The organism is Saccharopolyspora sp. MMCC62, from assembly GCF_057736575.1.
In genome coordinates this window covers 126,892-140,429 of sequence record NZ_JBYKCM010000003.1, presented here as the reverse complement: position 1 = coordinate 140,429, position 13,538 = coordinate 126,892, and the positions used below count along the sequence as shown (strand labels likewise).

Here is a 13,538-nt window from a genome sequence, read left to right as displayed (position 1 = left end):
TAACGTCACCGCATTCCCGAACGCGCAAAGGAGCGGCGTCGTGACCACCACGTTCGACTACACCGAGGTCCTTCCGCTCGGTCCGGACGACACCGACTACCGGTTGCTCACCACCGAGGGCATCCGCACCGTGGAAGCCGCGGGCAGGCGGTTCCTCGAAGTGGCGCCCGAGGCGCTGACCGCGCTCGCCGGCGCGGCGATCAAGGACATCCAGCACCTGCTGCGCTCCTCGCACCTCGCGCAGCTGCGAGCCATCGTCGACGACCCGGAAGCCAGCGCCAACGACCGGTTCGTCGCCACCGACCTGCTGCGCAACGCCTGCGTGTCCGCGGGCGGCGTGCTGCCCATGTGCCAGGACACCGGCACCGCCATCGTCATCGGCAAGCGCACCGAAACCGTGCTCACCGGCGGCGAAGACGAACAGCGGCTCGCGCGCGGCGTGTTCGACGCCTACCAGGAGCTGAATCTGCGGTACTCCCAGATGGCACCGCTGAACTTCTGGGAAGAGCGCAACACCGGCAGCAACCTGCCCGCGCAGATCGAGCTGTACACCAAGGCGGGCACCGAGCCGAGCTACGAGTTCCTGTTCCTGGCCAAGGGTGGCGGCAGCGCGAACAAGACGTTCCTCTACCAGGAGACGAAGGCGCTGCTGAACCCGACGCGGCTCGCCAGGTTCCTCGAGGAGAAGCTGCGCTCGCTCGGCACCGCGGCCTGCCCGCCGTACCACCTGGCGATCGTCGTCGGCGGTACCTCCGCCGAGCACAACCTCAAGGTCGCCAAGCTCGCCTCCGCCCGCTACCTCGACGGGCTCCCCCGCGAAGGCTCCCCATCCGGGCACGCACTGCGCGACGTCGAACTCGAAGCGCAGGTGCTCGAGATGACCCGGCAGTTCGGCATCGGCGCCCAGTTCGGCGGCAAGTACTTCTGCCACGACGTGCGGGTCATCCGGCTGCCCCGCCACGGCGCCTCGCTGCCCGTCGGCGTCGCCGTGTCCTGCTCCGCCGACCGCCAGGCCAAGGCGAAGATCACCCCTGACGGCGTGTTCCTGGAACAGCTCGAACGCGACCCCGCCCGCTACCTGCCCGAAGTCGGCGACGAACAGCTGTCCACCGACGTGGTGCGCATCGACCTGAACCGGCCCATGGCCGAGATCCGCGCACAGCTCTCCGAGCTGCCGGTGAAGACGCGGGTGTCGCTGACCGGGCCGCTCGTCGTGGCCCGCGACATCGCGCACGCCAAGATCGCCGAACGGCTCGACGCAGGCGAACCGATGCCGCAGTACCTGCGGGACCACCCCGTGTACTACGCGGGCCCCGCGAAGACTCCCGACGGCTACGCCTCCGGCTCGTTCGGACCCACCACCGCCGGGCGGATGGACTCCTACGTGGAGCAGTTCCAAGCAGCGGGCGGCTCGCTCGTGATGCTCGCCAAGGGGAACCGGTCGCCGAAGGTCGCCGCCTCCTGCCGCGAACACGGCGGGTTCTACCTCGGCTCCATCGGCGGCCCCGCCGCGCGGCTCGCGCAGGACTGCATCCGCTCCGTCGACGTCCTCGAATACCCGGAACTGGGCATGGAAGCGGTGTGGCGCATCGAAGTCGAGGACTTCCCGGCGTTCGTCGTGGTGGACGACAAGGGGGAGGACTTCTTCGCGGATTCGACGCAGCCCACCCTGCAGATCTCCTTCGCCCGCTGACCGTGAGCGGGCTCCGGGCTCGTTCTGCTCTTCGGGGCGGGTGGCGGAACCGCACTGCCTGTCTCGCTGCTTCTGCCGCGTAGTGCTCGGGTAGCGGAACCTCGGCGGTTTCCTCGCTGCGGGATCGATGTCTGATGCATGTCCGCGCCGTCCTCGCGAGGAGACCGCTGAGAACCCGGGGCGGTGCCGGTTGCTCTGGTGGTCACTGCTCAGGGCTGCGCCCTGACAGGACCGCTGGGGGCCGGATTTCGCCGACAACGCAACGGCCGACGGTCCTTTCGGGACCGTCGGCCGTCGTGCACCACAGTGGACCGGAACGCACTTTCTCCCGTAGGAGCCCCACCTCCTACGGGAGAAGTGCCTGCGAAGCGCAGGTCAGCACGTCGACCTCATCAACGCGGAACCTTCACCTCGCGCTCATCGAGCACAACGGTGCGCTGTCCCAGCGGCTCGTCCAGCTGGACGGCCACCGGCGGGTAGCGCAGATCCATCGTGCAGATCCCCGGCGGATCGGGAGTCTCGTTCACCAGCACGACCTTCACCTGCTGGTCGTTCTGCTCGGCGACTTCGGCGTGGACCTTGCTGCAACCGCCTTCCTGGCCGTTGGTGACGACGACGGAGCCGCCGTCCTGGGTCCACACCCGGGGCGTCGTGCTCCCCGACTGGGTCGTAGCCTTGATCAGGTTCTCCGGCACGGGTGTCCGTTCCTGCTCGGGCTTCGGCTGCACTGGGGCGGCCGGCTCAGGGGCGGGCGGCTGCCCGCCGAATCCGACGTCTTCTTGCTGTCCGGCGCAGGCGGTGAAAGCGAGGAGCAGCATGCCCGCGCCCACTGTGGTGTGTAGGCGTTTCATGCCCGGTAGACGGAGTCCGGTCCGCCCCGGGTTGCGCGGTTGCCGGATCTTTTGGGGGAAATCCACGCAGGCTGCCGCCAGGAACGGCGAAACCGCTGGTCAGCGGCATTCACTGGGAACGTCCGGTGTTGAACCGGCCGGGTTGGTCCCGGGTTCAGCGCGCGTCGGCCTCCGCGGGACCGGCCTGCGCGGTCCCGGTCGCCGCGGCCGCCCAGCCGGTGATCCAGTCCGCCAGCACCCCGCTGGTGTACACCCAGGCGTAGTGGCCGAGCTTCGCCGCGCCCGCCGCCTCGCAGGAGTAGTGCCGCCGGGTGCGCGGCGCGGCCGCCGCCTTCGCCGCGAGGTGATCCACAGAGGACGCCGGTGCGAGCTCGTCCCCCTCCACGCTGACCGTCAGCAGCGGGACGTCCAGCTCCCGCAACGCCCGCTCGTAGTCCACGTCCGACCCACCGAGGCGGTAGCGGCCGGTGCGTCCCTGCCGCGCCCAGTCCCCCATGATCCCGGCGGGCTGGCGGCCGCCGAACCCGAGCCGCTCCCCCGGCCAGAAGCCGAGCACCGCGCTCAGCGCGGCGACGAACTGGGTGGCCACCAGGTTCTTCCAGCCCTGCAGCCCCGGGAAGCTGCGGAACCACACCGACCCGGAGGCCAGCAGCGTCACGCCCTGCACCCGGCTCGGGTCCGCCGCGGCCAGCAGCAGCGCGATCTGGCCGCCGAGGCTGTGCCCGACCAGGAAGCGGGGCGCGGCCGGGAACTCGCGCGCGACCAGGTCCACCACGGCGGTCGCGTCGTCCACCAAGTCCTGGTAGCCGAAGCGGATCTTCCGGTCGGCGCGCGGCGACGCGGTGCCCTGGCCGCGCCAGTCGACGCTCACCACCGTGCAGCCGCGGTCGTGGAGCTCCTGCAGGAACGGCGGGTAGTAGGAGGCGGGGACGCCCATCGCGGGCAGCAGCACGACGACCGGGGCGGCCGGGTCCGCGGCGGCGCAGGCGCGGACGCTCAGCCGGTGCTCGCCCGCGGGCAGCTCGCCCAGCTCGGTCAACGTCAGGTCGGCCATTCCGGGACTCCCGTCCTCGCTTCCTCGGCGCGCACAGAATAACGGTACGGATGAGTCTCGGAGGGAGGGGCGTGGTGTGGGTCGATTCGCGGGCGGATGCGGGGGTTCTTGCGAGCCGCTGGGCCGGGCGAGGTCGCCAGCGGTTGCGGCCGCGGCGTGATCTCCGGTTGCTCGGGTGGGTCGGGCGTCCGGTCCGGCTCGGGCGTCCGGTCGGTCTCGGGCGCCCGGCCGAGTTCGGGTGCCCAGTCGGGCTCAAGCGCCCAGTCGAGTTCGGGTGCCCAGTCGGGCTCAAGCGCCCAGTCGAGTTCGGGTGCCCAGTCGGGCTCAAGCGCCCAGTCGAGTTCGAGCGCTCGGTCGGCACGGGCGTTCGGCGGAGTCGATGCGCGAGGAGCGCGGAGACGCGAGGGCTGCGGCCCGGCGCGGACCCGCACCCGGTTCAGCGCAGCCTGCGCGGCCCGGTGTCCGGCACCGCGGCCGAGCGCCCCACGCTGACCCGCGCCCCGGTCACCCGCACTCCGCGCGCCGAGGCCAGCACCGGCTGCAGAGTCAGCTCCCGCACCTCCGGCAGGTCCTCCACCAGCGTCGCGACCCGCAGCACCAGGTCCTCCAGCGCCGCCAGGTCCGCCGGTTCATCGCCCCGGTAGCCCGCCAGCAGCGGCGCCGCCCGCGGCGAGCGCACCAGCGCCGCCACGTCCACATCGGTCATCGGCACCGCCCGGTAGGCCTTGTCCCCGAGCAGTTCGCTGGCCACACCGGACAGCCCGAAGGAGACCAGCGTGCCGAACGACGGGTCGTCCATCAGGTCGATCACGCAGGAATGACCGCGCCCGGCCATCTTCTGCACGTACACCTCGGCCGTGTCCGACACCCGCAGCAGGTCCGCGTACGCGGCGCGCACCGCGTCCGCGTTCACCAGGTCCAGGCGCACCCCCACCAGGTCGGCGCGGTGCCGCAACTGGTCGTCGGCGGCCTTCAGCACCACCGGGAAGCCGAGCTCGGTCGCCGCGTTCACCGCGTCCGCCTCGCTGCACACCCGGCGGAACGGCACCAGCTCGATCCCGTAGTGCGCGAGCAGCTCCACCGTCCGCTCGTCGTCGAGCCGCACCTCCCCGTCGGCCAGCGCGGCCTCCACCAGCCGCCGCGCCCGCTCCGGCGCGATGCCCTCCGGGCGGGCGAAATGTCCCTGCGGCGCGGCCCGCCACCGCGCGTAACGCGTCGCCCTGGCCAGCGACAGCACCGCCCGCTCCGGGCTCGGGTAGGACGGCACCGAACCCCAGCCCGCGGAACCGTCCGGCCCCGGCACCGCCAGCTCGTCCGGCACGCCCTCGGCTGCCAGGAACGTCGTGACCACCGGTTTCGTCGCCGCGACCGCGGCCTCCTGCAAGGCCTCCCGCAGCGCCCGCGCGTAGGCGGTGCCCGGCACGGCGACCGGCGGCACGAACACCGTCACCAGCGCGTCGACCTCGTCGGACAGCGCCGCGGTGCGCACCGCATCGGCGAACTCCTCCGGGCTCGCCGACGCGCCCACGTCCACCGGCTCCCCCGCCAGGCGCAGGCCCTCCGCCTGCGCGACGTCCGCAGCCAGCATGCCCAGCGCCGAGGAGTTGCCGACGATCGCGACCCGTTCCCCAGCGGGCAGCGGCTGGTGGGCCAGCAGCAGCGCCGTGTCGAACATTTGCGCCACCGACTCGACGCGGATCACCCCGGCCTGCTCGAACAAGGCCTGCACGCTCGTCTCGTCGACCTGCACCGAGGTCGCGGCGAGTCCGGGGCGCACCGCGTTGCGGCCCGACTTCACCACCACGATCGGCTTGGTACGCGCCAGCCGCCGGGCCAGCCGGGCGAACTTGCGCGGGTTGCCGAACGACTCCAGGTACAGCAGCACCACGTCCGTCGCAGGATCCGTCTGCCAGTACTGCAACAGGTCGTTGCCCGAGACGTCGGCGCGGTTGCCCGCCGAGACGAACGTCGACAGACCCAGGCCCCGCTCGGTCGCGGTCGCCAGGATCGCCACGCCCAGCGCTCCCGACTGGCAGAAGAAACCGGTGCGGCCGGACCCCGGCAGCCGCGGCGCCAAGGTCGCGTTGAGCCGGTACCGGGCATCGGTGTTGACCACACCCAGCGCGTTCGGGCCGACGACCCGCATGCCGTGCACCCGCGCCGCGCGGACCATGCGGCGCTCGATCGCGCGGCCGTCCGGTCCCGACTCGCTGAACCCGGAGCTGACGATCACCAGCACCTTCACGCCCTTGGCCAGGCACGCGTCCAGCACCTCGTCCACGCCCGCCGCCGGGATCGCGACCACCGCGAGGTCCACGTCGTCCGGGATGTCCAGCACCGACGGGTAGGCCCGCACGCCGCGCACCGCCCGGTGCTCGGGGTTCACCGGGTACACCGGCCCGGCGAAGTCCGCGGTCAGCAGGTTGACGAGCACCGCGTGCCCGATCTTGCGGTGGTCGGTGGAGGCGCCGATCACCGCGACCGACCGCGGGTGCAGCAGGTTGTGCATGCTGCGCGCCTCCGCCGCCTGCTCGCGGGCCCGCGCCACCGCCAGCGACTCCTCGGTCGGGTCGATGTCGAACTCCAGGTGCACGACGCCTTCCTCCATCGCGCGCCGCACCTGGTAGCCGGCGTCCCGGAACACCCGCACCATCGCCGAGTTCTCCGCGAGGACCTCCGCGACGAACCGGCGCAACCCGCGCTCCTGGGCGGCGGCGGCCAGGTGCTCCAGCAGGATCGAGCCGAGACCGCGGCCCTGGTGCTGGTCCTGCACCACGAACGCCACCTCGGCCGAGTCCTGGTCGTCGAGCCGATCGAAGCGCCCGACCGCCACGATGTCGTCGCCGAGCAGCGCCACCAGGGCCACCCGGTCCCGGTGGTCGACGGTGCTGAACCGCTCCACGTCCCGCTTCGGCATCCGCGGGTAGGGGCCGAAGTAGCGGAAGTAGCGAGTGCGGTCGCTGAGCCTGCCGTGGAAGGAGATCAGCTGGTCGGCGTCGTCCGGCGAGATCGGGCGCAGGTGCACGGTGCCGCCGTCGGAGAGCACGACGTCGGCCTCCCAGCTGTGCGGGTACGGCTTGCCGTCCCCCGAGCCGGGTCGGGACCGGTCGCCGGGCTGGTCCGCGCCGGACGGTGGGCCCGCCGGGACCTGGTGGTCGGCGGTGGTGGGGTGGTCAGCGGGGCCGGATTGGTCGGACGGGCTGGACTGGTCGGACGGGCTGGGCTGGTCGGACGGGCTGGGCTGGTCAGACGGGCTGGGCTGGTCAGATCGGCCGGGCTGGTCGGGCTTGCCGGGCGGGCCGGACTCGTCGGCCGCGTCGGTCTGCTCGGACCGGGTCCGGTCGGGCCGCTGGTCCCCGGAGTCCGCTCGCGGTCCGGGCGTCGGCCGGGCCTCGTCCCGCCCCGCGTCCGCACGACCGCCGCCGTTCGCCCTGCGTCGCTTCGAGCCGCCCATCAACCAGCACCCTCTCAACCGCACCGGCGTCGAGCAGGCCGGGCGCACAGCGCCGCCGGTGCGGGTGCGCGTGCGCCGCCGAGGTCAGTCGCGGACATCGGCGGGGTCCAGACCGTGCAACGGGAACGACGCGTGCCGCGCGTCCCGGATCGCAGTGTCCACCGTGGACTCGGTCACCCCGGTCCAGGGTACGAAGGTCGGGTCCTCCCCATCCGTCAACGAAGTCGGCAGCGGAACGTTCCCCGCCACCTGCAGCGCGTGCGCCAGCCAGTCCGGTGGCAACGACGTCGCCGGGTCCAGGTCGCGGTCCAGCGCGGTCGCCAGCAGGTGGGTCCAGCTGCGCGGCACGACCCGGTGCAGCGCGTAACCACCGCCGCCCAGCGCCACCCACTTGCCGCCCGCGCACTGCTCCGCCAGCTCCCGCAGCGCCTGGTAGCTCGCGCGCTGCCCGTCCACCGACATCGCCAGGTCCGCGAGCGGGTCCTCCCGGTGCGCGTCGGCACCGGCCTGGGTGACCAGCACCTGCGGGCGGAACTCGGCCAGCAGCGACGGCACCACGGCGTGGAACGCCCGCAGCCAGTCCGCGTCGCCCGTGCCCGGCGGCAACGCCACGTTCACCGCGGTGCCCTCCGCCCCGGGGCCTCCGGTCTCGGTGGCGAACCCGGTTCCCGGCCACAGCGTGATCGGGTGCTGGTGCAGCGAGACGGTCAGGACCCGCGGATCGTCGTAGAACGCCTGCTGCACGCCGTCGCCGTGGTGCACGTCGACGTCCACGTAGGCGACCCGCTCCACGCCCTGGTCGAGCAGCCAGGCGATGGCCACGGCGCAGTCGTTGTAGACGCAGAACCCGGCCGCCCGCTCCGGCATCGCGTGGTGCAGCCCGCCGGCGATGTTCACCGCTCGGTCGGCCTTCCCGGACAAGACCTGCTCGGCGGCGGTGATCGAGGCTCCGGCGACCAGTGCCGACGCCTCGTGCATCTGCTCGAAGATCGGGTTGTCCTCGGTGCCGAGCCCGTACCCGATGTCCCAGGCCGCGGTCGGCGCGGCGCGCACCGCCGCCAGGTAGTCCGGGCGGTGGACGCGCAGCAGTTCCGCCTCGGTGGCCGACCGCGGCGGCACCGGTGTCACGCCGTCGAGCACTCCCAACGACCTGGCCAGCCGCATCGTGAGATCCAGCCGGACCGGGTGCAGCGGGTGGTCACCGCCGAGGTCGTAGCCGAGGACCGACTCGTCCCACACCACAGCGCACTGGTTGCCCATGAGCCGGACGCTACCCGGCCCGTGGCGGCGCTCACAGTGGTCCGGAACACAGCCCCGGGCGGTCATTCCGCGAGCGGTCGTGCCCGTCAGCCCGGTTCGTCCCCCGTCTTCGCCGGCCGGCCCGGATCGGACGACCACTGCGACCAGGAACCCGAGTAGAGCGCGGCCGGATTTCCCGGACCGCTCAGGCCCGCGTGCTCCAGCGCGAGCAGCGCGGAGCACGCGGTGATGCCGGAACCGCAGTAGGCGCCGACCGGGCCGTCGGCGTCGACGCCCAGCTCGCGGAACCGTCGCGCCAGTTCCTCCGGCGCCCGCCAGGTCCCGTCCGCGGTGACGTTGTCGGCGAACGGGGCGTTGCGCGCCCCGGGGATGTGGCCGGGCCGCGGGTCGACCGGTTCCACCTCACCGCGGTACCGCTCGGGAGCGCGGGCGTCGAGCAACCGACCCGCCGCGGCCAGCCGGGCCGCCTCGTCGGCGTCGATCACCGGCAGCGAACCGGGCACCACCTCGAACTCGGTGGGCACGACCTCCGGCAGCTCGGCGGTGACGGGACGTCCGCCGCCGACCCAGGCCCGGTAACCGCCGTCGAGCACCCGGACCCGCGGGTGACCGGCCCAGCGCACCAGCCACCAGGCGCGCGCCGCCGCGGACCCGTCGGCGGCGTCGTACACGACCACCTCGCGGTCCGCGGCGACCCCGGCTCGGCGCAGCACCGCCTGCAGGTCGTCGGCGGCGGGCAGCGGGTGCCTGCCACCGGGACCCGGTGGCGCCGCGAGTTCGGTGTCCAGGTCCACGAACACCGCGCCGGGGAGGTGGTCGCGCTCGTAGGCCTCCCGGCCGGGTGGCCCGAGCAGGCTCCACCGCACGTCCAGCAGCACCGGCGGGCGCGCGCCCGCCAGCGACTCGGCAAGATCGTCTGCACTGATCAGCGGATCCATCGGACCTCCTGGATTGCTCGGGGACGGAACGGCTCGGTGAAAGGGGCCGAAAGCATGCTCCAACGGCGGAAACGCCTGCTCGGAAGCCACCGACCGGCGGTACGGCACCGGGACTAGAATCACAGGTGGGACCGCAAATCGGGGAGCCAGCGTGAACGATCTCATCGATACCACCGAGATGTACCTTCGCACCATTTACGACTTGGAGGAGGAGGGCGTCGTCCCGCTGCGCGCCCGCATCGCGGAACGCCTGGAGCAGAGCGGGCCGACCGTGAGCCAGACCGTGGCCCGGATGGAGCGCGACGGCCTGCTCACCGTCGCCGAGGACCGGCACCTGGAGCTCACCGAGGCCGGCCGCACCCGCGCCGTGCGCGTGATGCGCAAGCACCGGCTCGCGGAACGGCTGCTCGTCGACGTGATCGGCCTGGAGTGGGAACACGTGCACGACGAGGCGTGCCGCTGGGAGCACGTGATGAGCGAGGCGGTCGAGCGCAAGCTCGTCGCGCTGCTCGGCAACCCGTCCACTTCCCCGTACGGCAATCCCATCCCCGGTCTCGAAGAGCTCGGCGCGGAGCCGGCGACCGCGGCCATCGGTGAGTCCGACCTGAAGCGGGTCGACGAGATCGCCCGCAACGGTGGCGGCCAGGCAGTGGTGTGCCGGATCGCCGAGCACGTCCAGCTCGACCCCGACGTGATGAGCGAGCTGAAGCAAGTCGGCCTGATGCCCGCGGAGAACATCGAGATCGTGCCGGTCACCGGTGTGAACAAGCCGATCCAGGTGACGGGTCCCAAGGGCAGCACCCAGCTCGCCCCCGGCATCGCCCACGCCGTCCTGGTCCGCGCCCGGTGAGCCCCGCCGAGACCGCCGCCGAGGCGTTCGCCACCGAGCACGGGCGCGCTCCCGAGGTCGCCTGGTCGGCACCCGGCCGGGTCAACCTGATCGGCGAGCACACCGACTACAACGACGGCTTCGTGCTGCCGATCGCGCTGCCGCACCGGATCGCGGTGGCCGCGTCGCCGCGCACCGACGGCGTGCTGTCCGTGGCCACGCTGGGCGACGACGGCGTGCTGCACCGGGCCGAACCGGCCCCGCTGGACGCGCTGGCCCCGGGTTCGCAGACCGGGTGGGCCGCGTACCCGTCCGGCGTCGCGTGGGCGCTGCGCGGGCAGGGCGTCGAGGTCACCGGTGCCGATCTGGTCATCGCGGGCGACGTCCCCGCCGGAGCCGGACTGTCCTCCTCCCACGCGCTGGAGTGCGCGGTCGCGCTGACGCTGCTGGACCTGGCCGGCCGCCCCGCCGACGGCCCGGACGCCCCGGCGACCGCCGACATCGCCCGCTGGGTGCAGATCTCGGAGAACGACTTCGTCGGCGCCCCCACCGGATTGCTGGACCAGACCGCCTCGCTCAGCTGCACCGAGTCGCACGCGCTGTTCTTCGACGTGCGCTCCGGCGAGCTGGAGCAGATCCCGTTCGACACCGCGTCGGTGGGCCTGGAACTGCTCGTGATCGACACCCGGGCGAAGCACTCGCACAGCGAATCCGGCTACGGCGAGCGCAGGCGCGGCTGCGAGCACGCGGCCGACCTGCTCGGGGTCAAGGCGCTGCGCGACGTGTCGCTCGCCGAGCTCGACGGCGCGCTGGAGGTGCTCCCGGAGGAACTGCGGCCGCTGGTGCGCCACGTCGTCACCGAGAACGAGCGGGTCGTGACCACCGTCGCCGCGCTGGACGCCGGAGAGCTCGCCTCGATCGGTCCGCTGCTGACCTCCTCGCACGTGAGCATGCGCGACGACTACCGGATCTCCTGCCTGGAACTGGACGTTGCGGTGGACGCCGCGCTGGAAGCCGGTGCGCTGGGCGCCCGGATGACCGGCGGCGGGTTCGGCGGTTCGGCGATCGCGCTGGTGCGCGCGCAGGACCGGGAGGCGATCGGGCAGGCCGTGCTGAGCTCCTACGCCGAGCAGGGCCTGACGGAGCCGCGGCTGTTCACCGCGATCCCGGCCGCCGGCGCCGGCCGCGACCGCTGATCCGGCCCCGCGACGCGGCGTGGCCTTCGAGTTCGACGTACCAGGAAAGGCAGAACCTCCGTGAAGCTCCTCGTCACCGGCGGTGCGGGATATGTGGGCAGCGTGTGCGCGGCACGCCTGCTGGAGAACGGTCACCAGGTGACCGTGGTCGACGACCTCTCGACCGGCCACGCCGACGCGGTGCCGCCGGGCGCCACCTTCGTGCAGGCCGACATCGCCGAGGCGGCCGGTGACCTGCTCGCCGACGGCTACGACGGCGTGCTGCACTTCGCGGCGAAGTCGCTCGTCGGCGAGTCCATGGAGGACCCGCACAAGTACTGGCAGGGCAACGTGCTCACCTCGCTGCGCCTGCTGGAGGCGGTCCGCGAGCACGGCACGGCGCGGCTGGTGTTCTCCTCCACCGCCGCCACCTACGGCGAGCCGGACGTGGTGCCGATCCCGGAGGACGCGCCGACTCGGCCGACGAACACCTACGGTGCGACGAAGCTGGCCATCGACCACGCGATCAGCTCCTACGCCACGGCGCACGGGCTGGGTGCGGTGAGCCTGCGCTACTTCAACGTGGCAGGCGCGCACGGCGCCTTCGGCGAACGGCACGCCGTCGAGACGCACCTGATCCCGATCGTGCTGCAGGTCGCGCTGGGCAAGCGCGAGCAGGTGCAGATGTACGGCACCGACTGGCCCACCGAGGACGGCACCTGCGTCCGGGACTACATCCACGTCACCGACCTCGCCGACGCGCACCTGCTGGCGCTGGAGAACGCGCGGCCCGGCGAGCACCGGATCTACAACCTGGGCAACGGCACCGGGTTCTCGGTGCAGCAGGTGATCGAGACCTGCCGCGAGGTGACCGGGCACCCCATTCCGGCCGCAGTGGCGCCGCGGCGCGCCGGGGACCCGGCGACGCTGGTGGCGGCCAGCGACCGCGCCCGCGAAGAGCTGTCCTGGAAGCCGAAGCTGGCCGACCTGTCGGTCATCGTGCGCGACGCCTGGGAGTTCACCCGGGCTCGCGAACAGGGCTGAACCCCGCCGGTGCCCGTTCGCCCCGCGACCGGGCACCGGCCGGTCCGGCCGAGTGCGCACCGGCGCGCGGTGCCTGATCGTGGCGATCATGAGGACTCCTCCACTTCGATCATGAGCTGGGCATCGGTCATCGCGTCCTTGGCCACCTCGGACAGCTCCTTCGGCGAGATGCCCCGTTCGAGGGCCTGCCGCAGCAGGGTGCCCAGCGAGTGCTCGGGCCGGGCGGCCTCCACGCGCTCCAGCGCCACGCTCGCCATCGCCCCCTCCCCGCGCAGGTAGGCCGAGAACGCCAGCAGCGCGGCCACGTCGGCGACCTCGGGTTCCGGAGCCTTGCGCACCAGGCTCAGCCACAGCTGCTCGGCCGCCATCGCCGACTCGCCCAGCGCCACGCCGAGGCACAGGTCGCGCACCCGCTGGTCGTTCAGCGCGAGCAGGACGCGCAGCTGGTCGTCCTCGGTCAGCGCCTCGCCCGCCGCCGTCCGGCGGATTCCGGCGAAAGCGGTGGCCACGTCGTCGTGCACGTCGGTGCCGTCCCGCTCGGCGTCCTCGAGCAGGCTGTTCAGCCGGGCCGCCCAGCGGGCCGTGGTCCGCTCGGATTCGGGCGCCACCAGGTCCTGCAGTTCCCGGCGGCTGTCGAAGGTGACCGACCCGGACGCGGCCATCGCCGCGCTCAGCGCGGTGCGCTTGGGGTCCGGGATCTCCCCGCGGCAGGGCGGGTCGTCGTAGCAGCGCCAGGGACCGCCCGCGACGAGCCGGTCGGCCCAGATCTCGTGCAGCACGTCGATGCCGGCTGCGGCGAAACCCTCCCGCAGCAGCAGGATCAGCTCGCGGTGCGGGACGTCGTCGTCCACTTCGGACTCGTCCGGCTCCGACCGTGCGCCGCGGTCCGGCTCGGCGTGCGCGTCGGCGGACGGCTCGGGTTCGCCGCCCGGCGGGCCGTGCCCGCCGCCACCGTCCGGCCCGACGGCCACGACGATGACGCGATCGGCTCCGCGCCGCACCATCGGGCCCGCGGAGAGGTAGTCGATGACCGACCGTCGGTGTTCGGGCGGGGGCAGGTCGATCCGCAGCGTGAGGCAGAACGTCCCGAGGTCGCCGTCGGTGCGCAGGCCCAGCAGCACCAGGGAACCGGTCGGCGTGAACCCGAGCAGATGCGGAACGGCGGCGAGGATCTCGCCCGCGTCGCCGAGGTGGATGCGTGCGTTCAGCGGAGTGGTCATACCCAGAACATCGGGCAGCC

At 72.9% G+C, this 13,538-nt stretch carries 10 protein-coding genes; 4 read left to right on the top strand and 6 right to left on the bottom strand.

Features of this window, described 5'->3' with window-relative positions; genetic code table 11:
• The first annotated feature begins 40 nt into the window (after positions 1 to 40).
• A complete protein-coding gene (locus AC29IT_RS08195) occupies positions 41 to 1,693 on the top strand; it encodes a fumarate hydratase (RefSeq protein ID WP_488218308.1) in 1,653 nt (550 codons plus the stop codon).
• A 392-nt stretch (positions 1,694 to 2,085) separates the two neighbouring features.
• On the opposite strand, the gene AC29IT_RS08190 is transcribed toward AC29IT_RS08195, so the two are convergent.
• From AC29IT_RS08190 to AC29IT_RS08170, 5 genes are all read right to left on the bottom strand, one after another.
• Positions 2,086 to 2,511, bottom strand: coding sequence for a hypothetical protein (locus AC29IT_RS08190; RefSeq protein ID WP_488218307.1), 426 nt, complete (start codon positions 2,509 to 2,511; stop codon positions 2,086 to 2,088).
• Between the two features lie 187 nt (positions 2,512 to 2,698).
• Complete coding sequence (locus tag AC29IT_RS08185; protein ID WP_488218306.1) at positions 2,699 to 3,598, bottom strand: alpha/beta hydrolase family protein; 900 nt, start codon at positions 3,596 to 3,598, stop codon at positions 2,699 to 2,701.
• Positions 3,599 to 4,034: 436 nt separating this feature from the next.
• Positions 4,035 to 7,052, bottom strand: coding sequence for a bifunctional acetate--CoA ligase family protein/GNAT family N-acetyltransferase (locus tag AC29IT_RS08180; protein WP_488218305.1), 3,018 nt, complete (start codon positions 7,050 to 7,052; stop codon positions 4,035 to 4,037).
• A gap of 84 nt (positions 7,053 to 7,136) precedes the next feature.
• Positions 7,137 to 8,312, bottom strand: coding sequence for an acetoin utilization protein AcuC (locus AC29IT_RS08175; protein ID WP_358432936.1), 1,176 nt, complete (start codon positions 8,310 to 8,312; stop codon positions 7,137 to 7,139).
• Between the two features lie 86 nt (positions 8,313 to 8,398).
• Positions 8,399 to 9,250: a sulfurtransferase gene (locus AC29IT_RS08170; RefSeq protein WP_358432934.1), complete on the bottom strand. Its 852-nt coding sequence runs from the start codon at positions 9,248 to 9,250 to the stop codon at positions 8,399 to 8,401.
• Positions 9,251 to 9,401: 151 nt separating this feature from the next.
• Here AC29IT_RS08170 and AC29IT_RS08165 point away from each other — a divergent pair, with 151 nt between their 5' ends.
• Genes AC29IT_RS08165 through galE form a run of 3 tightly spaced genes read left to right on the top strand, consistent with a single transcriptional unit; the run spans position 9,402 to position 12,298 of the window.
• Positions 9,402 to 10,100: an iron-dependent transcriptional repressor DtxR gene (locus AC29IT_RS08165; RefSeq protein ID WP_358432932.1), complete on the top strand. Its 699-nt coding sequence runs from the start codon at positions 9,402 to 9,404 to the stop codon at positions 10,098 to 10,100.
• Positions 10,097 to 11,275 (top strand): galactokinase, encoded by a 1,179-nt coding sequence (gene galK / locus AC29IT_RS08160; RefSeq protein ID WP_358432930.1) that lies wholly within the window; start codon positions 10,097 to 10,099, stop codon positions 11,273 to 11,275. The genes AC29IT_RS08165 and galK overlap by 4 nt, the downstream gene beginning before the upstream one ends.
• A 60-nt stretch (positions 11,276 to 11,335) precedes the next feature.
• Entirely contained in the window at positions 11,336 to 12,298 is a 963-nt protein-coding gene (galE, locus tag AC29IT_RS08155) for a UDP-glucose 4-epimerase GalE (protein WP_358432928.1), read from the top strand.
• An 86-nt stretch (positions 12,299 to 12,384) separates the two neighbouring features.
• Here the strand turns inward: galE and AC29IT_RS08150 are convergent, their stop codons facing one another.
• Positions 12,385 to 13,518 (bottom strand): DUF4192 domain-containing protein, encoded by a 1,134-nt coding sequence (locus AC29IT_RS08150; RefSeq protein WP_358432926.1) that lies wholly within the window; start codon positions 13,516 to 13,518, stop codon positions 12,385 to 12,387.
• Positions 13,519 to 13,538 lie beyond the last annotated feature (20 nt).